This window comes from Sulfurospirillum diekertiae (assembly GCF_002309535.1).
In the GTDB taxonomy this organism is placed as follows: Bacteria; Campylobacterota; Campylobacteria; order Campylobacterales; family Sulfurospirillaceae; genus Sulfurospirillum; species Sulfurospirillum diekertiae.
Genome location: NZ_CP023275.1, coordinates 1,749,065 through 1,771,097 on the forward strand (window position 1 = coordinate 1,749,065; position 22,033 = coordinate 1,771,097).

Here is a 22,033-nt window from a genome sequence, read left to right on the forward strand (position 1 = left end):
ATGTCGCCCAATGATGCAACTATGACACCTCTAGGCAAAGGGGAATTTATACTTGTAACCTTTATGCTTTGTGCGGCCAATTTTATGGCTGTTTTAAACACAACGATTGCTAATGTGGCTGTACCTACCATCGCTGGCAATTTAGGTGTCACACTCAGTCAAGGAACGTGGGTGATTACCTCTTATGCCGTCGGTGAAGCGATTACAGTACCTTTGACAGGATGGCTTGCCGCGCGTTTTGGTTCTGTACGCGTTTTTGCGATTGCCATGGTTTGTTTTGGTTTGTTATCTGCTGCATGTGGGATGGCTCCTTCTTTGGGACTTCTTGTCACAGCTCGACTCTTGCAAGGTATTGCGGGAGGCCCTTTGATGCCATTGTCGCAAACGCTTCTTCTTCGCATTTTTCCAAAAGAAAAAGCAGGAGCAGCCATTGGAATGTGGTCCATGACAACACTGGTTGCACCGGTTGTTGGACCCATCGCTGGTGGTTATTTATGTGATGAATATACTTGGCACGATGTCTTTTTTCTCAATGCACCTATAGGGCTCGTTTGTGGTTTTTTTGCATGGAAACTGTTAAAACGTTATGCAGATGAATTGCGCAAAAATCCAATTGATGTCATTGGGCTTGCTTTGCTCATTATTTGGGTTATGGCGCTTCAAATTATGCTAGATGAAGGTAAAGATTTGGATTGGTTTGCTTCAAATGAAATCATTATGCTTTGCATCGTTGCAGTAGTGGCATTTTGTGCTTTTCTTATTTGGGAATGGTATGATGAACATCCTATCGTTGATTTAAAAGTTTTTAGGCATCGTGGTTTTTGGGTCAGCGTCTTGACCATCAGTTTAGCCTATGCCGCATTTTTTGGTATCAATGTTCTTACACCACTGTGGTTACAAAATTTTATGGCTTATACGGCTACAAATGCGGGACTTACGACATGTTGGATGGGATTATCCGCCCTTCTTATCTCACCATTCGTTTCCAAAAGTGCTGAAAAAATGGACTCTCGAAAAATTGTCTTTTTTGGCATTTTGCTCATGGGCTTCGTTGCATTTTGGAGAAGTATTGCAACAACTGATATGGACTATTGGAGCATTGCTCTGCCCATTTTAGTCATGGGATTTGGAATACCGTGCTTTTTTATTCCTGTGACAGGACTTGCACTTAAAAGTGTTGAACTCAAAGAAATTTACTCAGCAGCAGGGTTAATGAGTTTTTTACGAACACTCTCAGGAGCAGTTTCAACCTCGGTTGTCACAACGACATGGACCAATACCATCACGGTTAAACATGCCGAGCTTTCTGATGTCGTTCAAGACCAAGGATTACGAACTCTTTTAGGGCAACAAAATATATTTTCACAAGCGGCTACCAATGAATTTATCAATTCTTTGGTTACAAGCCAAGCCGTCATGTTAGCAACCAATGATCTTATGCTTTTTATTGGATTTACCTTCACCATAGCCGCATGCATCATTTGGTTGGCTCCTAAGCCTAAAAAACCTGTATCAGCTTAAACAACTGATACGGTCATAAAAGGATAGAAGAATGTATCAAAAAATATTGGTTCCAATAGATGGCTCTGAATTGTCAAAAAAAGCAGTAAAACAAGCTGTTGCATTTGCCAAAGAGTCAAGTGCAGAGCTCGTTTTTTTTCATGCCAAAGATATCAAACATTTTCTATACGATGGCATGGAGGCAATTTTTGATCCCAATGCACAAACTATCTATGAAGAAAATATCACTACAATTTGTCAAGCATTTTTAGATGAAGCTCTCAGTATTGCACAAGCCAACAAGGTTGTGTCCCAACAAATTCTTGTTGAGAATTCTACGCCCTATCAAGCAATTATTGATTATGCACACTCGCATACATGCGATTTAATTCTTATGGCATCACATGGTTTTGGTGCATTAGAAGGGATTTTTCTCGGAAGTCAAACCAACAAAGTGATTGTTCTTTCTAAAATCCCTGTTCTTATCATAAAATAAGTTTAATTTTTTTACGACTAGATGGTTAATGAGGTATAGAGCGATAACCTGTTAACAAACGTATGAAAAGAATGCTCAATTTGGCGCATTCTTCCATATTTAGCGTGATCTTCGCCTAAAAAAGATCATTGCAATACTCATAGAAATAATCCCTAAAAAAAGCATCGGCACAATCTGACTCCAAGCAATCTCCCACGAAATATCTTTTAGAAAAACACCTTTGATCAGAACAAGATAATATTTAAGCGGTGTAAGTGTCGTTAAAGGCTGTAACCATGAAGGCATATTTTCCACAGGTGTCGCAAAACCTGAGAGTAAAATCGACGGAAGCAAGAAAACAAAGGAGCCTAAGATAGCTTGTTGTTGGGTATTTGAAAGCGCTGAGATAAATAAACCAATACCTGAGATGGAAAACAAAAAGACGATCACGCCTGTATAAAGGATGGTTAAAGAGCCCATAAAGGGAACACCAAAAAGATAAAGAGCTGCAAGCAAAATTAAGAAAGACTCACTCATGCTAATCAACAAAGCGGGCACCAACTTTCCAATCAAAATCTCAAACGGGCGCAGAGGAGAGACCAGAATTTGATCAAACGTTCCCAGCTCTCGCTCTCTCGCAATCGAAAGTGCTGTTAACAGCATCGCTACCACCATCGTAATCGTGCCAAAAAGGTTGGGCACAATCCACCAAAAATTACTCAAATTGGGATTAAAAAAGAAGCGTGTTTGAATGCTAATAGCACTTGTTGAGGGTTGTTTACTCAGAAAAAAAGTTTGCACGATACTGCTTAAATACCCCTCCACAATTTGTGCCGTGTTGGAGCGTCTTCCATCCAGTAAGAGTTGCACATTGGCTTTAGCGCTTAAAACCTCTTTGCCAAAACCACTGGGGATGACAAGAACGGCTAAGACTTTTTGAGTATTGATAAGCCCTTCAATCTCACCTTGATGGTGAACACGAAGCAATTTTTGGACGTACGAAGAGCCTTTGAGATTCTGAATCAACTCTTGGCTTGTGTGTGATCCATCTTGATCAAAAACAGCTAAATCAATATGCTTCACTTCCAAAGTCGCAGCAAAGGAGAACATCATCACTTGAATAAGCGGAGGTACAATCACCACAAAAAGGCTTTTTTTGTCATTTTTGATCGCCAATGCTTCTTTGCGAATCAATGCCAATAATCGACCTATCATTCCAACCCCTTCTTTGTTTTTTTCACCACAAGAGTGAAAAAGAAAAGCCCTACAACAAACATACACACCATATCTTTGATAAAAATGGAAGGGATATTGCCCACTAGAAAAATTGTCTGTAAAGACTCTACAAAATACCGAGCAGGGATGATATACGTAAAATACTGTAATACTATAGGCATATTGTTGATCTCAAACAAAAAGCCTGAGAGTAAAAAGGCAGGTAAAAACCCTGCGATAATGGAAACTTGCGCAGCCACAAATTGATTTTTAGCGATGGTAGAGATGAGTAAACCAATGCTAAGGGAAGGGAACAGGTAAAAAGCACTGAGTAAAAGCAAAATGCCAAAATTGCCATTAAAAGGAATCTCATACCAAAAATAGGCCACCACAAAACACAAAAGCATCGAGCCTAATCCCAAAATAAAATATGGGATTAATTTTCCTAAAAGAATCTCTATCATCGATGTAGGTGTTGCCATGAGCGCTTCCATCGTACCTCGCTCCCATTCTCTAGCTATGACTAAAGCGGTGAGCAAAATTCCAATAAGCGTCATGACAACACTGATGGAGCCGGGAATCAGAAAGTACCGACTCGAAAGCGGCGGATTGAACCAATAACGAGGCACAATCGTGATACCACGTGAGGGCATAATTCCCTCTTCAATGGCCCACGTTTGGATGATTTTAGAGGCGTAATTTTGAGTCAATCCACCCGTATTGGGTTCGGTTGCATCGATGAGGATTTGAATGCTATAGTTGTTGTGTTTGCCAAAGGACTCAGGCACTTCTAAAACGCCTTTAAGTTCATTATCTTGAAGCGATTGCATCAACTCTTTTTTGCTGTAAGCAATGTGCGTCTTAAAAAAAGAAGAGCCAACAAACGAAGAAACCAAGTCATGCGCTTCTTTGGTGTTACTTTTATTGATAATTCCTAAAGGAATATTGCGCGCATCCAACGAGACGGCATAGCCCATTAAAAAGAGTAAGATCAACGGCAAAATGACCGCAATCAAAATGGCACTAGGATCACGGATGATTTGCAAGCTCTCTTTGATTAAAAGTGCCCAAAGTCGTTTGCGGTTCATCGTCTGACTTTCGCATCGTAATCATGAATTAACTGGATAAACGCCTCTTCCATCGTTGCGTTGGCAGAGATTTGGTGCTTGAGCTCATCGGGCGTTCCTGTGGCGATGGCTTTTCCATGATAAATCAGCATAATACGATCACAATACTCCGCTTCATCCATAAAGTGCGTTGTCACCATCACAGAAACCCCTTTTTTAACGATGCCATTAATATGCGTCCAAAACTCTTTTCGCGTAATAGGATCAACCCCGCTCGTAGGCTCATCTAAAAACAAAACAGAAGGTTCATGCATCAGCGCACATGCCAGTGCCAAACGCTGTTTAATACCTAAAGGCAACAGTTCTGCTTTTGTTGTTAAATGTGACTCAAAATCAAAAGTTTCAATAATATCCTGAATTTTTTGGGTATAGTGCTTCCCACTCAATCCATAGATACCTGCAAAAAATTCTAAATTGTTGATGATATTTAACGTACTGTAAAGTGAAAATTTTTGTGCCATATACCCAATGTATGAACGCACTTCTGCGCCTGCCGTGTAAAGGTTTTCACCCATAACCAACGCTGTTCCTTCTGTTGGAACCAGCAACCCACACAACATCTTAAACGTGGTTGATTTACCTGCACCATTAGGCCCTAAAAAACCAAAAATTTCTCCTCGTCCAATCTTGAAGTCAATATGATCTGTCGCTGTAAAATTTCCAAACGTTTTGGTCAATTTTTTCGCCTCAATCAAATAACCTTGATGCTCTTTTTTAGGTGCCATTTGATTTGCCAAAAGCGATTCTGGCTCGGTTTTGACGCCTAGTAAGCGCACAAAAGCATCTTCAAAGGTAGGGGCACATACTGCAAAACTTGCCCGAGTATCGTACCCACTTAGATGCACAATGGGAAAGGACGTTCCTGCTTTAAGATTGACACGAATAGTATTGCCTACCAAAACAGCATCCATGACGTCAGGGGCATGTAAGAGGTGTGTTAAAAGCCTTCGTTTATCGGTGCTGATAGTGCTTACAAGATAGACTTCTCCCTTAAGAGGCTCTTTCATTTTCTGGGGAAATCCTTGGTAAAGAGAGACACCAACATTCAGTAAAATAACCGAATCACACTTATCAGCCTCATCCAGATAAGACGTTCCCCACAAAACCGCGACATCTTCTTTTATAAGTGTTTGGATCATTTCCCATAGATTGATGCGCGAAATCGGATCGACCCCAACACCAGGTTCATCCAGAAGCAAAAGTTTTGGCTTTTTAATCAAAGCGCAGGCAAGGCCAAGTTTTTGTTTCATTCCCCCTGAGAGTGCACCTGCTTTTCGGGTACGAAACTCTAAAAGCGATGTAAATTCCAATAACTCTTGAATACGCTCTTTCGGCGCTTCCACATCTTGCAAAGCAGCATAAAGTCGTAAATTTTCATCCACGCTCAAATCTTCATAGAGTCCAAATTTTTGAGGCATATAGCCAATTTGTTGCAAAAGGGAACTTTGCGTACACGGCATCAAGGTTCCTAAAATTTCCAATTTTCCAGAAGTTGGGGCTAGCAATCCTGCTAACATGCGTATCAGCGTCGTTTTCCCTGCACCATCAGGACCTACAAGTCCTGTAATTTTTCCCGTTTCGATGGAAAAATTAAGCGCATGAAGTGCTGGTGTATCTTTATTGGGGAAGATTTTAGAGAGCTGTTCCGCCGTGACGATGGTCATTTTTGGGTATCTTCTTTACATTTGATGGTAATGGGCATCCCTTGTTTTAAATGCGAATCTGGATTTTTAATAATCACACGAAAACGGTACACAAGGTCAGGACGAAGTTCTGTCGTCTCAATGTTTTTAGGGGTAAATTCTGCCACGGGAGAGATAAAACCAATACTGCCTTCATAAGGCTCTTTACGTGAATCAATGTAAACTAACATAGACTCACCTTGCGTAATTTTGCCTAAAAGTGGCTCAGCAACATACGCTTTGACCCAATATTCATCTTCCAAAGCAATTTCCAAGATACTCTGAGCTGCACTCACGATGGATGAGGGCTCTTTATAACGCGCAAGGACCGTTCCTTGGGTCGGCGCATACAGTGTTGCATCCTCTATGTCATGCTCTACGCTTTTGGCTTGGGCAATCAAAGACAACACGGTTGCTTTTTGCATTTCAATATCTTCATCCCGATAACCTTTACGTTCTAACTCATAATAACTGAGCGCTTTATCGTAACTGGCATTGGCTTGATCGTATTGTGTTTTTGCAGAAATATAATCTTGCTCAGTTGTTGCATCGACCTTTAAAAGCTTTTCTTGCCTGATATAAACATCTTTTATTCCCACTAAGGCCGCTTTTGTCTCTTCAACACTTGCCTTTGCTTGAGCAATTTCTTCAACACGATAGCCTTTGGTAAGCTTGGCTAAGGTCGCTTTTGCAGCCATAATTTGTGCGTTGAGATTGTCTAATTGATAGTGTAACGCGGTAGTATCTAAGCGCACCAAAGGCTCACCTTTACTGAAAGACTCACCTTCATCTTTGGCAATGCTTTGAATCGTGCCTAAAAATCGAAAGGATAAATCTTGCGTACGGTTTTCAATGTTACCGTAAAAAACCAATGGCTTTTCCTGTCCTTTGACGTGACTGTAGTAATAATACCCTCCGCCGACACCTAAGATAACCAGTAGTAGAAGTAAGACTAATTTTTTCATGCTTGATCCCTTTTGGCAACTAATCCCCAAAGAATATATTCTGTATTCTCAAGAATGGTGCGAATAATAATGTCCATATTTTCCTCCTGAGTTTCCTCTAAAAAAGGCATACGTTGCGTGATGGTAATTTGTTGTACGCTAAAAATGACAATTTGACCCAACAGTGTGTGCGTTCTTGCCCTCACGTCAGGTGAATTCATCGCTTGTTGGCTAATGCGTGCAACCAAATCATCTATGATCGTAAGTATTGGCTCTAACCCTTGTTGATACAACAGTTCAAACCCTTTTGATGGCGTCATTTGCTCTCTGATGATAATGCGGTGTAAATAATTATTTTCTTTGAGCCTACCGATAATCAATCGTGCAATCATCTCTAAAAGATGTTTCAACCAATAAATATAAAATGCATCTGAGGCGACGGTATCTTTTTGCGCCACAGTAAAGGCATTCATAAACTCGGTAGCTTTTTGCGCCATCATCTGCGTAATAGTGTTCACCACCGCTAAATAAAGCTCTTCCTTACTTCCATAATAATAATTGATCGAGGAAATATTGACATTGGCTTCTTTGGCAAGTTCTCTCACGGAAACATCCTCCAAAGAGCGCTCCCCAAAAAGCCTGTACGCTGTCTGCAATATTTTTTCTTTCGGTAATTTTGATTGGGTGGAATCTTTTAACAAATCAGTACTCCTTCGCCACTTTATAATGGAAAGCTTAACACAAACACTTGTTTAAGTCAAACGTTTGTTTTAATTTTATACTTAGCCATTTGTATAGAGTGATTCATTTTACTTTCTTAGACTAAAAAGCTAGGGCTAAAGTATTTTTATATGTAAAACTTTAGTATTATAATGCTACTTTGATACAGTTTCGACCGCTATTTTTTGCCTCATACAACGCTAAATCAGCACGTGAAACCATCAATGTATCGGTATCGTTCTCTTTATACAGTGTAACGCCTATACTAATGGTGCGTTTGCCCACGTGCGCAAAGACATGCTCTTCTATTGTGAGACGAATTGTTTCGACCAATGTCAGTATGCCAGGAAGTGAACTCTCCAAACAGATTAAAGCGAACTCTTCGCCACCCCAACGCACCAGCACATCCGTTGAACGAATACAGCTTTGAATAACCGTCGATATTTCGACTAAAAACGTATCGCCGACATGATGCCCATGAGTGTCATTGACCGACTTAAAATAATCAATATCCATTATGACTAAACCAAACGTATGATGAAATCGTTCAGTGCGAGCTAACTCATGCGATAAAACTTCATCAAATTTTGCACGATTGTAAAGACCTGTGAGTTTGTCGGTAACAGCAAGCTTTGCCAGTATCTCTTTATTTTTAAATACTTTTTTGTTTGAGCGCTCTAGCAGGTAAGCGCCTAACCCCCAAATGAGGTTGCACAAAAAATCCAAAACAGATGCATTATAAATTCTTGAGATGAAAGATATAGACTGGAAAAAAGAGAGATAAAAATGATCATACTGACACTAATAATGGCAAGAAAAAGCCTTAATCCAGAAAGAATAAAAGCCCAAAAAATAATAAAATACGTTTCTGGCATATAAAAGGTTGGATCTCCAAGTTTTGAGAGAATCAGAAAATTTCCAAAATTTGCAATAATGGGAGCTACTATAGTAGAATAGGTCAAAAGGGAATGATGTTTTTCAAAAAAAGTCAGCCCAGCGACCACTAATAAGAGAGGGCAGAGAAAATACAAATGGATTGTATGAACAAAAAATAACGATTTAGAAGGGACAATAAAAGGATCAATTTGAGCAAATATACAATATAACGCAGCCGTTAAAAGGGAAATATAACGAACTTGCAAAACCTTTGAAGATTGTATCCATTGATTGTATTTTGCCGTATCAAACACGCTGTTATCCTCTATATATACCCAAAAATAGATAGATAAAATCTATCACTTAGGGATTAACATTAAGACATGAACCAAGAAAAATAAAATCTTTACATGTAAGAAATTTAGAGTAAGCTCTAAAGAGGAAAAGAGGTGCGTTCACACCTCTTAAAGTTTTTAGATATCTTGTTCAACCACTTCCACAAAACGGTTAAAATAACGCTCACAAATAGCTTCAACGCTTTTTGAAACATCATTACATGTAAAGCTATTTCCACCAACTTTTCCGATTTTGACAACGCTAATGCCAACAGCTTTTGCTTTTGCTTCAAAACCTGCTTCATCATTTACTTCTACAATTGCGCGTGAAAAACTCTCTGCAAAAATGTCTTTAGCATCCTTACATGTAAAGTTACATGTAACGCCTTTTTTGCTTTTCGCGACCATCTTCGCCAGTGCAATTGCTATACCGCCAACGTTCACATCTTTAGCCGCATTCAAGAAACCTTTTTTATTGGCTTCGATGACGAGTTCCCATAGTTTTAACTCTGTGTCGTAATTAAGTTCTGCCAAAGTGCCTTCGACTTTGCCAAAAAGCTCTTTCATATACAAGCTAGCACCAAAATCACTCTTCGTTTCGCCAATCAAATAAACACTTGCGCCCTCTTTTTGAAAACAAGAAGGAAGCGTTTTATTTGCATTATCATTGAGTCCCACCATAACAATGGCAGGCGTTGGGAAAACACCCACGCCATTGGTTTCGTTATAAAGAGAAACGTTACCGCTGACAACGGGTGTGTTCAACTTCGCACATGCCTCTTTGATGCCATAACACCCCTCAGCGAATTGCCACATGACTTCAGGGTTTTCAGGATTTCCATAGTTCAAACAATCGGTAATCGCGAGAGGTCGTGCACCACTCATCGCAACATTTCGTCCACTCTCAGCGACAGCCGCAGCAGCGCCCATTTTTGGGTCAATGTAGTTATAACGCGGGTTACAATCACTGCTCATGGAGAGTGCTTTTCCATTTTCTTTGATACGTATCACACTTGCATCCAAACTGCCGGGGGCTTTAATGGTATTGGTTTGAACGGTTGAATCGTATTGGTTAAAAATCCATGTTTTATCGCTGACTTCGACAGAATTTAAAAGGGTGTCGAACGCTTTTTGGTTGTCCACTTTGGCAAAATCATTGATCGTTGTATGTTTAATCAAAGCCAAATAGGCTGGCTCTTTGGTTGGTCGATCATAAATAGGCGCTTGCTCGCTCACCGGTTGTACGGGCATATCTGCCACTCGCTCGCCATGCCAGAAAAGTTCCATATTGCCCGTTGCGGTGACTTCACCGATGATTTCAGCGTTAAGGTCCCATTTTCTAAAGATATCAACGACTTTGTCCTCATACCCTTTTTTTGCACAGATAAGCATGCGTTCTTGGGACTCTGAGAGCATAAATTCAAAGGGTTGCATCCCCTCTTCACGCGCTGGGACTTTATCTAAGTGCATAATCATACCGCTACCACTGCGTCCTGCCATCTCAAAGGCGCTTGATGTAAGTCCTGCCGCACCCATATCTTGAATGCCCACGATGTAGTCTGTTTTAAAGAGTTCTAAACACGCTTCCAAAAGAAGTTTCTCGGCAAATGGATCGCCTACTTGAACGGTGGGACGAAGGCTTTTGTTGGCTTCAGTAAAGCTATCACTCGCCATAACAGCCCCACCCAGTCCATCACGTCCTGTTTTAGAACCCACATACACAACAGGATTGCCTAGTCCTTCAGCTTTTCCGTAAAAAATCTCATCACTTTTAGCAAGACCCAACGTAAAGGCATTGACCAAAATATTGCCATTGTAACTCTCATCAAAAAACGTCTCACCACCAATGGTCGGTACACCCATACAGTTACCGTAACCGCCGATGCCCGCAACAACACCACGGACAAGAAAACGTTGGTGACGTGAGATATCATCGTTATTTGTGACATTTCCAAAACGAAGGGAGTTCATGTTTGCAACAGGTCGCGCACCCATGGTAAAGACGTCTCTTAAAATTCCGCCAACACCCGTTGCTGCACCTTGGTACGGTTCAATAAAGCTTGGGTGATTGTGAGATTCCATCTTAAAGACCGCTGCCATACCATCGCCTACATCGATAACACCCGCATTTTCACCCGGTCCTTGAATAACCCATGGCGCTTTGGTTGGGAAGCCATTGAGGTATTTTTTACTGGATTTATACGAACAGTGCTCACTCCACATGGATGAGAAGATACCAATCTCTAAAAGATTTGGCTCACGTCCTAAAATGTTCAAAATATTTTCATATTCGTCTTTGGTTAACTTATGTTTTTTTAACACTGCGTCTAAATTTTCCATGGATTGTTGCCCTATGTGATGTAATTAAAATGGGCTTATTTTACACAAAGGGAGCTAAAAGTTAGTTTTGATCTAAAGAGGTTTCCCAAGCTTCCGCGCTCATGGGTTTTGCAAACAGAAAGCCTTGCATGCTGTCGCATCCATTTTCAATGAGAAAGGCTTTTTGCGCTTGTGTTTCAACGCCTTCTGCCAATACTTCAAGTTCAAGTGTTTTACCCAAAGCAATAATCGCTTTAGCAATAGCTTGATCATCCTTGGCTTCTGGTAAATCTTTGATAAAAGAACGATCAATTTTAAGCTTATGCAACGGTAGCTGTTTGAGGTAACTGAGAGACGAATACCCTGTACCAAAATCATCAATTGAAATTTTGTAGCCCAAATTTTCAAGTTTTTGTAACGTTATAGCAAATTGTTTAGGATTGCTCATAAAGCAACTCTCGGTTACTTCGAGCTCTATGGTTAAAGCACTCACGCCAACATTCTCACGTATTGCTTCAATTTTCTCAACAAAATCATCTTCTTCGATTTGTACACTGGAAATATTGATAGCAACAATGACATCCTCAAATAAATTTTGTTGAGACCATGTGTTCAACTGTTCTAACACTTTTTTAAAAATCAATAATCCAAGGGGAATGATCAATCTTGTCTCTTCTGCTCTTGCAATAAAACTATCTGGCATCATCATGCCATTAATAGGATGTTGCCACCGAACAAGTGCTTCAAGACCTGTAATTTTGTTTGTATAAAGATTGACTTCAGGTTGAAAACAAACAATCAATTCGTCATTATCAATCGCTTCTTTTAGGTCATTATCTAACTTGGAAACATTTAAAAGGTGTTCTGTCATAGAAGATGTATAAAAGGCATAACATTTTTTGCTACTCATTTTTTTAGCTTCGTACATCGCGGTATCTGCATTTTTCAAGAGGGACTCAAAACTCTTACCATCTTGTGGACAACACGCTACACCCATGCTTGTAGTCACCTTGAAATGTTCTATAGCAACGTCAAGGGGAACAGTCAAACTATTGGCTAATTTTTCACACAATGCTTCTACATGTAAATGGCCATTTGTCAAAATAACAAATTCATCGCCACCTACACGGGACATAAAATCAGTTTCAGATAAACACGATAAAAAGCGTTCAGCCACTAATTGAATAACTTTATCACCTAATGTGTGACCATACATATCATTGATCGTTTTAAAACGATCCAAATCTAGAAATATAAAAGATAATGCAGGCTCATTGACTAAACGTTTTTCAAGCTCTTGTTTCAAAAAAACACGATTTGGCAGTTTTGTCAAAGGATCATTTAGAGCTAAAAAAAGCACCTCTTGTTGTGCATTTTTACGATCACTAATGTCACGATGCGTTCCAGCGAGTCTTAATGCAGCACCCATTTTATCGCGTTCTACAACAGCACCTGAGCCTTCTATCCAAACCCAATGTCCATTTTGATGACGCATACGAAACTCTATAACATAAGGCTTATTATTTCGAATGGTATTTTCAATAGCATTATTTGCAATCATTTGATCATCAGGATGAATTCGATTTGACCAATCCGTATCTATGTCATCAATATCTTCTCGTTTTAAGCCTAAAAAAGAGAGCCATATATCATTGACAATATGGGTATGATGGACATAATCCCAATCCCAATACCCTAAATTGGCACCTTGAATAACATGCTCCAAACGTTGTTCATTTTCTTTAAGTTTTTTTTGCATGGATTCAATTTGAAGAATTTTTGTTTTAATCAAACTATAAAGCAGCACTGATGTGATGAAAACAAAAAAGAAACCTTTATAGGTTGAGAGTGTTGCAAAGAGCGTGGTATTAGTAACAAAATACTCTACTGCATGATCTGAAAAATAGATCCACAACACAGAAAAAAGAGCATAAATAATCACAATACGTAAAGGGTTCATGTTAAACAACATAGGTTTGCTCGCTCTTTCTGAAATTTCTCTTGATCTATTATACAATAGGATAATAGATATTTATGGTATTTTGATATAAATTCAGATAAAATCCAAGCTTCAAATTAACTGTGAGGCGGTACCTTTCATGTTCGGTATGGGTATAGGAGAAATCCTTGTTATTGTAATTATTGCGATTATATTTTTAGGTCCAGAAAAACTTCCAGAGGCAATGGTCAAAGGTGCAAAATTTTTTAAAACACTGAAAACCAGCATCAATGACGTCAAAAGTACCTTTGAACAAGAGATGAAAATTCAAGAGCTTAAAGAAGAAGCAATCACCTATAAGAAAAAACTAGATGAAGCAACGGCAAGTGCTCGTAAAGTGATCACATTTGATGAGCTTGAAGAGATTAAAAAAACGACACAAGGCGTCAATGACTCGTTAAAAGAGCTTGAAAATAGTGTCAAAGAGAGTGCTTCGCTTGAATCTTCTGCCACTCCCGTCACTCCACAGCAACCTGTGATTGTTGAAGAAACCCCTAAAGAGATCAAGAAAGAGGTAAATGCATAATGTTTGATGAGTTAAAACCCCATTTAGCTGAACTTCGTAAAAGACTTTCGATCTCCTTACTGGTTATTTTAGTAATGTTTATTGTCTGCTTTGCCTTTTGGCAACCCATCCTTGCATGGATGATCGCTCCTCTTAAAGCGGTTCTTCCTGAAGGAAGTAATGTCATTTTCACAGGCGTACAAGAACCTTTTTTCACCGCAATGAAAGTTGCTTTTTTTGCAGGATTTATTCTCTCATTGCCCGTTATCTTTTGGCAATTTTGGCTTTTTGTTGCCCCGGGTCTTTATGAGAATGAAAAAAAACTGGTTGTGCCTTTTGTAGCAGCTGCCACTTTGATGTTTACGATGGGTGCTTCGTTTTGTTATTACGTTGTTGTTCCACTCGCTTTTGGTTTTTTAATTGCTTTTGGTAGTGCTTTGTTTACTGCGCTTCCTAGCATCGGCGAATACGTTGGTTTTTTCACCAAATTCTTAGTGGGATTTGGACTCTCTTTTGAAATGCCTGTTGTCATCTTTTTCTTTGCAAAATTGGGGCTTGTCGATGATAAAGGGCTCAAAGAGTTCTTTCGCTATGCCATTATTATTATCTTTATCGTTGCAGGTATTTTAACTCCTCCTGATATTTTGTCACAATTTTTAATGGCAGCCCCTCTGCTTATTCTTTATGGTATCTCTATTTTGGTCGCTAAAGCGGTAAATCCGTACATTCCACCAGAAATTGATGAAACTGAAGATGATGAAGAAACAAAAAGCGAGGAATAGACCATAGACCCGCTTTTAAAATCGACTTACGACTACACACTTCCACCAGAGCTTATCGCCACACATCCGGTTGAACCCAGAGATGAGGCGAGGCTTTTGGTGTTTGATCGAAAAACTGGTCGCATCACGCACACACTTTTCAAGCATCTTTTTGACTTTTTACCCGCAGACATTGCTGTGCTTCTTAATGACACGAAGGTCATTAAGGCACGTATTTTTGGCAAAAAAGAGAGTGGCGGTGAAATCGAAGTGCTTCTCAATGCCCCACTACAAGAAAATTGCTACTCTGTTTACATCAGAGGTCGTGTTAAAGCAGGAACCGAACTTTTTTTTGATGAACATATGCACGCAAAAATTATCGAACTCAAAGAGGATGGTACCCGTGTGGTTGCATTTTTTCAAGAAGGCAAAGCTTTACATACCAAAGCGCTCTTTGATGTACTCGAAAAAATTGGACATATTCCATTGCCTCCGTACATCAAACGAGAAGATACCAATGAAGACAGTGTGGATTACCAAACAGTTTTTGCTAAAGAGCAAGGTGCGGTTGCCGCACCAACCGCTTCATTGCACTTCACCGATGCAATGTTTAAAGCGTTAAAAAAGCGTTACGAAACCCATTTTTTAACCTTACATGTAGGAGCAGGAACCTTTAAACCCGTCGAAGCGGAACACATCAAAGATCATGTCATGCACTCTGAGATTTATGCCATTCCTTCGCTTACATGTAAACTCATTGAAAGTCCCAAAAACATCTTAGCCGTTGGGACAACGGTCACACGAACAGTAGAGTATTTTGCTAGAACCAAAGTGCCAGTGGGAAAATGCGACCTCTTTTTGCATCCTCAAAATCCCCCTATTCGCGTCAATCATCTTTTAACGAATTTTCATCTCCCCAAATCAACACTGATCATGTTGGTCGCTTCTTTTGTTGGCATTGAGAAAACACTGGAACTTTATGAAGAAGCTGTCAAAAAGAAGTATCGTTTCTTCTCTTACGGCGATGCGATGCTTATTCTCTGAACTTTAACTTTTTTACATGTAAGAAAAAATGCAAATGTATTTTTGAAGATTATGCTTTCATATCGAGGAGGCTTCCAAGCATCTCATTTTGAGTTTTAATCGTTTCAACATTCGCTTTAAAACTTTTATCAATAGCGATTTGATCGGTAAATTCTGTTGTTAAATCAGTGCCGTTGGTTGATTGACTGCTTTGTGCGACAATGGCATCATTTTGATTGGTAATCGTTGTTTGCGTTGCATTATAATTGTCTGTGTTTACATTCGCAACATTTTGTGCACTGTTGTTCATCCAGTTTGACATTGCTGTCATGGCAGTAGAATTAATTTGCATGCTGACTCCTTCCTCTCTTTATGCAACTATACTCTACTTCGCTTGAAGGGAAAATAAAGAAAATAATCGATCTATTTTAGAAGGGTTTTGAGTGTCTCATTCAGCTCTGCGATCAATTTTGCATTGGTCTCTTTTGAAAAGGCAAAATACAAATCGCTCTCTTTGAGAACATAAACAACTTCATATTCGGAGAGATCATTTCCCATTTCTTGGAGAAGTTGCCATACTGCCTCAACACCAAAAGCAATGGCATCGACACGGTTTTCCTTAAGCTTTTTTAACTGAGAAGTGAGATTGGCAAAACGATCCAATTCTTCAGCACGAAAACCAATATCAAATAAAGCTTTTTCAGTTGAAGTACCTGGGATGGTGGCAATTTTATAGCTATGTAAGGCATCAGGTGATGCGATAATCATATGTTTACTTTTTTTGGCAATAACTCCCAATGTCATTTTTCCAATAGGACCAACCCATTGAAACAAAGCTTCACGCTCATGGATACGAGCCATACTGTAGATCATCGTATTTTTTTTATTTAAAACTTCATGATAACCAATCGTCCAAGGTAAAAGGTAAATGTTGTTTTCAAAAATTGTATGGCCACTTTTTTGAAATAATTGTTCTAACAAAAGAGTTGCTTGACCCTTAACCTTTCCATTTTCTAAAAAATTATAAGGGGGATTTTGTTCTGTATAGACTTTAAAAACCTCGGCAGACAAAGAAAAACATAAAAGGAATAAGAGAAAAAAAGATTTCATTACTTATCTTTAGGTCGGTTGAGTGATTTCCAAGTATAAATAAACATATCAAAATTTTCAAGCAAAATATTGGCAATATCGGGATCAAACTGAGAACCTGACATCATCACAAAATAGTCTTTAACCGCCTTTTCTTCCCAAGGCTCTTTGTAGACACGTCTATCTAAAAGGGAATCAAAGACATCCGCCACTGCACAAATACGCCCAACTAAAGAGATATCTTCACCTTTTTTACCATAAGGGTACCCTTTTCCATCCCAACGCTCATGATGTTCAAGCGCAATGGTTGCCGCTAATTGCATGAGTGCAAATTCAGAGTCAACTAACATCGTATGCCCCAATAGAGAATGGCTTTGCATCATTTCCCACTCTGTAGTATCCAGTTTTGAAGGTTTATTGAGAATTTCATCACTGATGCCAACTTTACCTATATCATGCAACACAGATGCCATTTTAATCTTTTCACACTCTGCTTCATCATGACCTAAAAATTTACACAAAAGATAACAAAATTCTGCTACACGTCTCAAATGTTGACCGGTCTCTTTAGATTTAAGCTCCGCAATGGAAGCTGCAAGATATGTCATTTCATGATTAAGTTTACGTACTTCTTCCGTTTTATCATTGACTTCTTCTTGCAAATGAGATTGGAGTTGATACAATGCTATATGTGTTTTAACTCTTGCTTTTAAGACCTTTGCATGAAAAGGCTTTGAAATAAAATCAACAGCACCTAAATTAAACCCAATCTCTTCAAAATCGCTCCCATCATTCGCAGTGAGAAAAATGACAGGAATCGCATGTGTTTTTTCATTGAGCTTCAATCTACGGCATACTTCATACCCTGTCATCAAAGGCATATTAATATCCAATAAAATTAAATCAGGAAGGACAGTTTCAGCTAGTAAAATCCCTTTTTTACCCTCTTTTGCAGCATAGACTTCATATTCATTCAGTAAAGAACTCAGCATTTCAATATATTCAGGAGTATCTTCAATCACCAAAATTTTAGCCATACGTTATCTCCTCGTTTACACGTGCTAAATGTTCTAATGCTGCTTCAAAATCAAAAGATTTACACGCAAGAAGTAGCATTTTAAAAACTTCATGTTCGCGCAGTATCTCAACTGAAGACAATTGCTCTACTAGAAGATTTATTTTTGATACATTTGATATTTCAAGGGCGTCTTTAAGCTCTTTGAGTGATCCTTCTAAAGAATATTCTGAAGATTGTGCATGTAACATTTGATACATTGTAGGATCGATTCCATTATACTCATCTCGCAGTGTCGTTAACAAAGAGTGATGCTCATTTAAAACAGCTTCCAGTAGATTGTCTTGAATACTTGTGTTCTCTTTTAAAGATTTTTCAAAAAGACGCAATGTCTCTTCAAGAAGAGAAACGCCTATCGTACCACAAAGTCCTTTGACCGTGTGTACATAGTCAAGAAGAGTTGCTGACTCTTGTTTTTTGATGAATTCATGAAGCTTTTCGGGAAGGAGAAGATAGGTCTCATAGAAACTGCAAAAAAGCTTTTGCCATAGTGCTTCATTACCACCTAATTTTTTGATGGCCTCTTTTTTATTAAAATGTAATTTCACACGTTTTTGAGTATTGACTTGCTGTTTAGGCGCAATGGAAAGGCTTACATGTAAAACCTCTAAAAGTGTGCCATAAAAGTCTTCAACATCAAAAGGTTTACCAATGTGTGCATCCATACCCGATTGAATACACTTTTCAATATCTTGTACCATCACATTAGCCGTCATAGCCACAATAGGCGTTAAAATATTAAGTTCTTTTCGAATAATGCGTGTAGCTTCATACCCATCCATCAAAGGCATCTGAACATCCATCAAGATAAGATCAAATGGATGGATCTGTTCTTGAATTATTTCAACAGCTTCTAATCCATTACGTGCGATTTCAACTTTAGCATGGGTTTCTTTGAGCAAATAGGTTGCAACTTCAAGGTTAATATCATTATCTTCCACAACCAAAATACGTTTTTGAGAAAGATCAATCTTTGAAGGATCGAACAGGGATGTTTGAGAGCTTCCTGCCGATAAAGCAACAAGTTCATCGTAAAGCATTGAAGGATTAATCGGTTTTTTCAAACAAGATTTGATTCCAGCACCGTAAATACGGTTTTTAATCTCGGCATCATTATTGGTTGCAAGCATCAAAACAGGAGGCATATCCACTAAAGCGACCTGTTGAAGTAATTGCTCATAATAAGAGACTCCATTCATACCTTTTGATAGTTCATAATCAAGAATGATGAGCTGATGCGGTTTATCGATGGTTTTAATCTGCGAAACAACATCATCACTACTTTTTTGAACAGTGACAAAAAAGCCAAATGAACGAATAAAATCACACAGCATATCACTCTCTTTTTTCTGATCAATGATCAGTAAAATACGCAGTGGCTCATAGGCATTGGCTGCATTATTTTCATGCTGCAGATCAAGCCCTTTTGCAAGGGATAGATTAATGGTAAAACTAAAAAGACTCCCTCTTCCTTCCTCACTTTCCAGCGTGATATAGCCATGCATCATGGAAGCAAGTTGATTACAGATATAAAGTCCTAGACCTGTACCTCCATGTTTGCGCGTAACGGAAGCATCCAGTTGTCCAAAGGCTTTAAAAAGAAGTGATTGTTTCTCTTTTGCAATTCCAAGTCCACTGTCTTTGACATGAAAAGTCAAGGTTGAAGTCGTATCATCATTGACCTTTTCGTGTACGCTTAAAATGACAGCGCCCTCTTTCGTAAACTTAATAGCATTGCTTAAAAAATTATTGACAATTTGCATAATTTTGCATGGATCGCCTTTAAAAAAGCGATTGCTCTCTACAAAATCACATTGAAAACCAATTCCTTTCTCTTTAGCAAGAACGGAAAAAATTGAGCAGCTTTTTTTAAGCTCTTTATGCAAATCAAATGCAACCGATTCAACTTCCATCTTACCTGCTTCGATTTTAGAAAAATCCAAAACATCATTGATGATGCGAAGCAACACAGAAGAGGCCTCTTTAATCTTAGTGACATAGCTTAATTGTGTGCTATTCATAGCAGTTTTACGCATAAGATGTGACATCCCCATGATAGCATTCATAGGTGTTCGAATCTCATGGCTCATGTTGGCTAAGAATTCAGACTTGTACCGACTGGCATCTTCAAGTTCTTTGGTTCGTTGTTTGACCTTCTCATCGAGTATCTCATTTTCATGTTTTAAAGAGTCAAACAAGCTTTTAAGCTGAATTCTTGTTTTCTCAAGCGCAAAACCAAGCGTTCCTATTTCGTCATTTTCATCCCAGAGGAAAGGCTCATCAAGTTTTTGATGGGCTAAAAGAGTGGAGTGTTCAACTAAGCGTCTAATTGGTTTAATAATTTTATAGTAGTAAATCCAAGAGATTAACACGACTAAAAAGAAGATTTGTAAAAAGAGGATATAGCCAAAGAGTGACATATCGGACATAATAGAAGCAATGAGGTCTTCACGAATAAATCCCATTTCTAAACTGCCTACGACAATATTATCTTTTTCCAGTACTTTGCGTAGTAAAAATATATTGTCATTTCCACTCTTATTCTTATTTTCCCAACCTAAGAAAAGTTTGCCATCGCTATCATCAACATGAACAAATTGTAACTTTGGATCAAGAAGGAGTTGATCGAGCATCTTTTGTCCAAGTTCAGGATAAAAATTCCACAAAGACTCGACAAAAATAGCAGAAGAGAGATTAAATTTTTTAGTATTGAGTGTTGTAAACTCTTCTTGTTTGTTTTGGTAAGTGCTATTGGCATATGTCAGCATCAAAAGCGGTAGGGGCAATAGCAGTGAGATAACAATCATCACCGCCAATGCCTGTAATAAGGAGACACGATACAACATTGCTCTAATCATACGTCAAGACTCTTTTCATAAGACTTTTTTATCAAGCCAAAATAGCACTAAAGAACAGAAGAAAGCTCTGAGCAATAAACTATATTGGATAAACTATAGCATTTTAAAAGCTTGCGTGTCAATTTTCAGAGATGCATACGCTCTGCTTTTTTCACAATATGTACTTTAGTGTCAATATTTTCATGTAAATAGGCTTTAAAGAGCTCTTGTTTATCGGTTTCACCATGAATTAAATAGATAAGATTGAGCCCTGAGATTTGTTTGATCCAAGCCAATATATCCACACGGTCTGCGTGCGCTGAAAATCCATTAATCGTATAAACTTTTGCACGTACTTTGATATCTTCTCCATAAATGCGAACAAACTCTTCCCCATCAACGATGTTACGTCCCAATGTCCCATGAACTTGAAATCCGACAAAAACAATAGCATTTTTGGGATTCCAGATGCGTTGTTTAAGATGGTGAACAACCCTTCCACCATTGCACATGCCACTTCCTGCAATAATGATAGCGCGTTTTTCCACATCATTAATTTCCATCGAATCTTTTTTACGGAGCGTATATTGAAGCTCTGGAAAATCAAAAGGATCATCCCCTAAACTGACACGCAAGCCTAATGTTTTATTCAATTCAGCAGGGTATTTTTTATAGATTTTCGTTGCTTCAATGGCAAGAGGACTGTCTAAAAATACATGGCAGTTATGCAACGATCCCTCTTGGTGCATTTGATGCAATAACCATAAAATCTCTTGTGTTCGCTCCAATGCAAAAGAAGGGATGACAACGTTTCCACCGGCATCAATCGTCTGAATGATCGCCTCTTTAAACTCTTTAATACTCTCTTCTAGCACTTTATGCTCTCTATCACCATACGTTGATTCCACAAAAAGCGCATCCGCATGTTTAATTGGGCTGAGATTATTGAGAAGCAGACGGTTTTTGCTTCCCAAATCGCCTGAAAAAACAACACTTTTATGTAAGGTGTCTTCTTCATATTTGACCTCAACAAAGGCACTTCCCATAATATGACCTGCATTATGAAGGCACAGTTTTACCGAAGGGGTGAGCTTAATAGTTTCATCATATTCAACGCGACGAAGTTTTTTTGTAAAGACTTGTTCCACATGTTCTTTCGTATAAAGTGGCTCTTGCACACTGTTTTCATCGCCTCGTCGAAGCGCTTTTCTCAGCAATGTTTGGTACTCTTCTTCAAGCAAACCAGCACTATCCAAAAGCATAATATACGCAATATCCAGCGTTGCATCGGTCGCAATAATCTCGCCATGAAATCCTTCTTTAACCAGTTTTGGGACACGCCCAATATGATCAATATGCGCATGCGTTAAAACCAAATAATCAATCAAAGTAGGATCAAATGGAAAAAGCTTATAATTGTCATGCCAACTTTCACCTTGAATCATTCCACAATCTATCAAAATCTTGAGTGAATCAACTTCCAATAAGTGACATGAACCTGTAACCATTGATGCTGCACCATACGATGTGACATTTGCCATAATAATTCCT

19 protein-coding genes are annotated in these 22,033 nt (G+C 38.8%); 5 read left to right on the plus strand and 14 right to left on the minus strand.

What is annotated here, in order from left to right; translation table 11 throughout:
- Entirely contained in the window at positions 1–1,521 is a 1,521-nt protein-coding gene (locus SJPD1_RS09040) for a DHA2 family efflux MFS transporter permease subunit (RefSeq protein WP_138070109.1), read from the plus strand.
- A 31-nt stretch (positions 1,522–1,552) separates the two neighbouring features.
- Positions 1,553–1,996: a universal stress protein gene (locus SJPD1_RS09045; RefSeq protein ID WP_096046865.1), complete on the plus strand. Its 444-nt coding sequence runs from the start codon at positions 1,553–1,555 to the stop codon at positions 1,994–1,996.
- A 99-nt stretch (positions 1,997–2,095) separates the two neighbouring features.
- On the opposite strand, the gene SJPD1_RS09050 is transcribed toward SJPD1_RS09045, so the two are convergent.
- The 9 genes from SJPD1_RS09050 to SJPD1_RS09090 form a co-directional block, all read right to left on the minus strand.
- Positions 2,096–3,190 carry an ABC transporter permease gene (locus SJPD1_RS09050; RefSeq protein ID WP_096046866.1) on the minus strand — a complete coding sequence of 365 codons (1,095 nt, stop codon included), beginning with the start codon at positions 3,188–3,190 and terminating at the stop codon, positions 2,096–2,098.
- The gene (locus SJPD1_RS09055; protein ID WP_096046867.1) at positions 3,187–4,278 is read right to left on the minus strand and encodes an ABC transporter permease; all 1,092 of its coding nucleotides are present in this window, start codon (positions 4,276–4,278) and stop codon (positions 3,187–3,189) included. The genes SJPD1_RS09050 and SJPD1_RS09055 overlap by 4 nt, the downstream gene beginning before the upstream one ends.
- Positions 4,275–5,981, minus strand: a complete 1,707-nt coding sequence (locus SJPD1_RS09060) for an ATP-binding cassette domain-containing protein (protein WP_096046868.1) — start codon at positions 5,979–5,981, stop codon at positions 4,275–4,277. The genes SJPD1_RS09055 and SJPD1_RS09060 overlap by 4 nt, the downstream gene beginning before the upstream one ends.
- Complete coding sequence (locus tag SJPD1_RS09065; protein WP_096046869.1) at positions 5,978–6,964, minus strand: HlyD family secretion protein; 987 nt, start codon at positions 6,962–6,964, stop codon at positions 5,978–5,980. Before SJPD1_RS09065 ends, SJPD1_RS09060 begins: the two co-directional genes overlap by 4 nt.
- Complete coding sequence (locus tag SJPD1_RS09070; protein ID WP_096046870.1) at positions 6,961–7,644, minus strand: CerR family C-terminal domain-containing protein; 684 nt, start codon at positions 7,642–7,644, stop codon at positions 6,961–6,963. The genes SJPD1_RS09065 and SJPD1_RS09070 overlap by 4 nt, the downstream gene beginning before the upstream one ends.
- Positions 7,645–7,810: 166 nt before the next feature.
- On the minus strand, positions 7,811–8,389 hold the full coding sequence (locus tag SJPD1_RS09075; protein ID WP_168171347.1) for a GGDEF domain-containing protein: 579 nt from the start codon (positions 8,387–8,389) through the stop codon (positions 7,811–7,813).
- The gene (locus SJPD1_RS09080; RefSeq protein ID WP_096046872.1) at positions 8,356–8,853 is read right to left on the minus strand and encodes a hypothetical protein; all 498 of its coding nucleotides are present in this window, start codon (positions 8,851–8,853) and stop codon (positions 8,356–8,358) included. Before SJPD1_RS09080 ends, SJPD1_RS09075 begins: the two co-directional genes overlap by 34 nt.
- A 159-nt stretch (positions 8,854–9,012) precedes the next feature.
- Positions 9,013–11,214 (minus strand): phosphoribosylformylglycinamidine synthase subunit PurL, encoded by a 2,202-nt coding sequence (gene purL / locus SJPD1_RS09085; RefSeq protein ID WP_096046873.1) that lies wholly within the window; start codon positions 11,212–11,214, stop codon positions 9,013–9,015.
- A 61-nt stretch (positions 11,215–11,275) separates the two neighbouring features.
- Positions 11,276–13,165: a putative bifunctional diguanylate cyclase/phosphodiesterase gene (locus SJPD1_RS09090; RefSeq protein WP_096046874.1), complete on the minus strand. Its 1,890-nt coding sequence runs from the start codon at positions 13,163–13,165 to the stop codon at positions 11,276–11,278.
- Positions 13,166–13,292: 127 nt separating this feature from the next.
- Here SJPD1_RS09090 and tatB point away from each other — a divergent pair, with 127 nt between their 5' ends.
- From tatB to queA, 3 genes are read left to right on the plus strand one after another with little or no spacing between them, the layout of a single operon-like run.
- Positions 13,293–13,718 carry a Sec-independent protein translocase protein TatB gene (gene tatB, locus SJPD1_RS09095; protein ID WP_096046875.1) on the plus strand — a complete coding sequence of 142 codons (426 nt, stop codon included), beginning with the start codon at positions 13,293–13,295 and terminating at the stop codon, positions 13,716–13,718.
- Complete coding sequence (tatC, locus tag SJPD1_RS09100) at positions 13,718–14,479, plus strand: twin-arginine translocase subunit TatC (RefSeq protein ID WP_096046876.1); 762 nt, start codon at positions 13,718–13,720, stop codon at positions 14,477–14,479. Before tatB ends, tatC begins: the two co-directional genes overlap by 1 nt.
- 54 nt (positions 14,480–14,533) lie before the next feature.
- Positions 14,534–15,502, plus strand: a complete 969-nt coding sequence (gene queA / locus SJPD1_RS09105) for a tRNA preQ1(34) S-adenosylmethionine ribosyltransferase-isomerase QueA (RefSeq protein ID WP_245391486.1) — start codon at positions 14,534–14,536, stop codon at positions 15,500–15,502.
- Positions 15,503–15,551: 49 nt separating this feature from the next.
- On the opposite strand, the gene SJPD1_RS09110 is transcribed toward queA, so the two are convergent.
- The 5 genes from SJPD1_RS09110 to SJPD1_RS09130 all read right to left on the minus strand — a co-directional run bounded on the left by SJPD1_RS09110 (position 15,552) and on the right by SJPD1_RS09130 (position 22,023).
- Positions 15,552–15,833: a flagellar basal body rod C-terminal domain-containing protein gene (locus SJPD1_RS09110; RefSeq protein WP_096046878.1), complete on the minus strand. Its 282-nt coding sequence runs from the start codon at positions 15,831–15,833 to the stop codon at positions 15,552–15,554.
- Between the two features lie 71 nt (positions 15,834–15,904).
- Positions 15,905–16,462, minus strand: coding sequence for a substrate-binding periplasmic protein (locus SJPD1_RS09115; RefSeq protein ID WP_420855350.1), 558 nt, complete (start codon positions 16,460–16,462; stop codon positions 15,905–15,907).
- A gap of 128 nt (positions 16,463–16,590) precedes the next feature.
- Positions 16,591–17,607: an HD-GYP domain-containing protein gene (locus SJPD1_RS09120; RefSeq protein WP_096046880.1), complete on the minus strand. Its 1,017-nt coding sequence runs from the start codon at positions 17,605–17,607 to the stop codon at positions 16,591–16,593.
- A complete protein-coding gene (locus SJPD1_RS09125; protein ID WP_096046881.1) occupies positions 17,600–20,503 on the minus strand; it encodes a response regulator in 2,904 nt (967 codons plus the stop codon). Before SJPD1_RS09125 ends, SJPD1_RS09120 begins: the two co-directional genes overlap by 8 nt.
- A 125-nt stretch (positions 20,504–20,628) precedes the next feature.
- Complete coding sequence (locus SJPD1_RS09130) at positions 20,629–22,023, minus strand: MBL fold metallo-hydrolase RNA specificity domain-containing protein (protein WP_096046882.1); 1,395 nt, start codon at positions 22,021–22,023, stop codon at positions 20,629–20,631.
- Positions 22,024–22,033: the final 10 nt, after the last annotated feature.

Coding starts and splice junctions, on each gene's coding strand:
- SJPD1_RS09050 (WP_096046866.1), bottom strand. CDS start 3,190: ATGATAGGTCGATTATTGGCATTGATTCGCAAAGAAGCATTGGCGATC.
- SJPD1_RS09060 (WP_096046868.1), bottom strand. CDS start 5,981: ATGACCATCGTCACGGCGGAACAGCTCTCTAAAATCTTCCCCAATAAA.
- SJPD1_RS09125 (WP_096046881.1), bottom strand. CDS start 20,503: ATGATTAGAGCAATGTTGTATCGTGTCTCCTTATTACAGGCATTGGCG.
- SJPD1_RS09040 (WP_138070109.1), top strand. CDS start 1: ATGTCGCCCAATGATGCAACTATGACACCTCTAGGCAAAGGGGAATTT.
- SJPD1_RS09065 (WP_096046869.1), bottom strand. CDS start 6,964: ATGAAAAAATTAGTCTTACTTCTACTACTGGTTATCTTAGGTGTCGGC.
- SJPD1_RS09055 (WP_096046867.1), bottom strand. CDS start 4,278: ATGAACCGCAAACGACTTTGGGCACTTTTAATCAAAGAGAGCTTGCAA.
- SJPD1_RS09045 (WP_096046865.1), top strand. CDS start 1,553: ATGTATCAAAAAATATTGGTTCCAATAGATGGCTCTGAATTGTCAAAA.
- purL (WP_096046873.1), bottom strand. CDS start 11,214: ATGGAAAATTTAGACGCAGTGTTAAAAAAACATAAGTTAACCAAAGAC.
- SJPD1_RS09090 (WP_096046874.1), bottom strand. CDS start 13,165: ATGTTGTTTAACATGAACCCTTTACGTATTGTGATTATTTATGCTCTT.
- tatB (WP_096046875.1), top strand. CDS start 13,293: ATGTTCGGTATGGGTATAGGAGAAATCCTTGTTATTGTAATTATTGCG.
- SJPD1_RS09120 (WP_096046880.1), bottom strand. CDS start 17,607: ATGGCTAAAATTTTGGTGATTGAAGATACTCCTGAATATATTGAAATG.
- tatC (WP_096046876.1), top strand. CDS start 13,718: ATGTTTGATGAGTTAAAACCCCATTTAGCTGAACTTCGTAAAAGACTT.
- SJPD1_RS09130 (WP_096046882.1), bottom strand. CDS start 22,023: ATGGCAAATGTCACATCGTATGGTGCAGCATCAATGGTTACAGGTTCA.
- SJPD1_RS09110 (WP_096046878.1), bottom strand. CDS start 15,833: ATGCAAATTAATTCTACTGCCATGACAGCAATGTCAAACTGGATGAAC.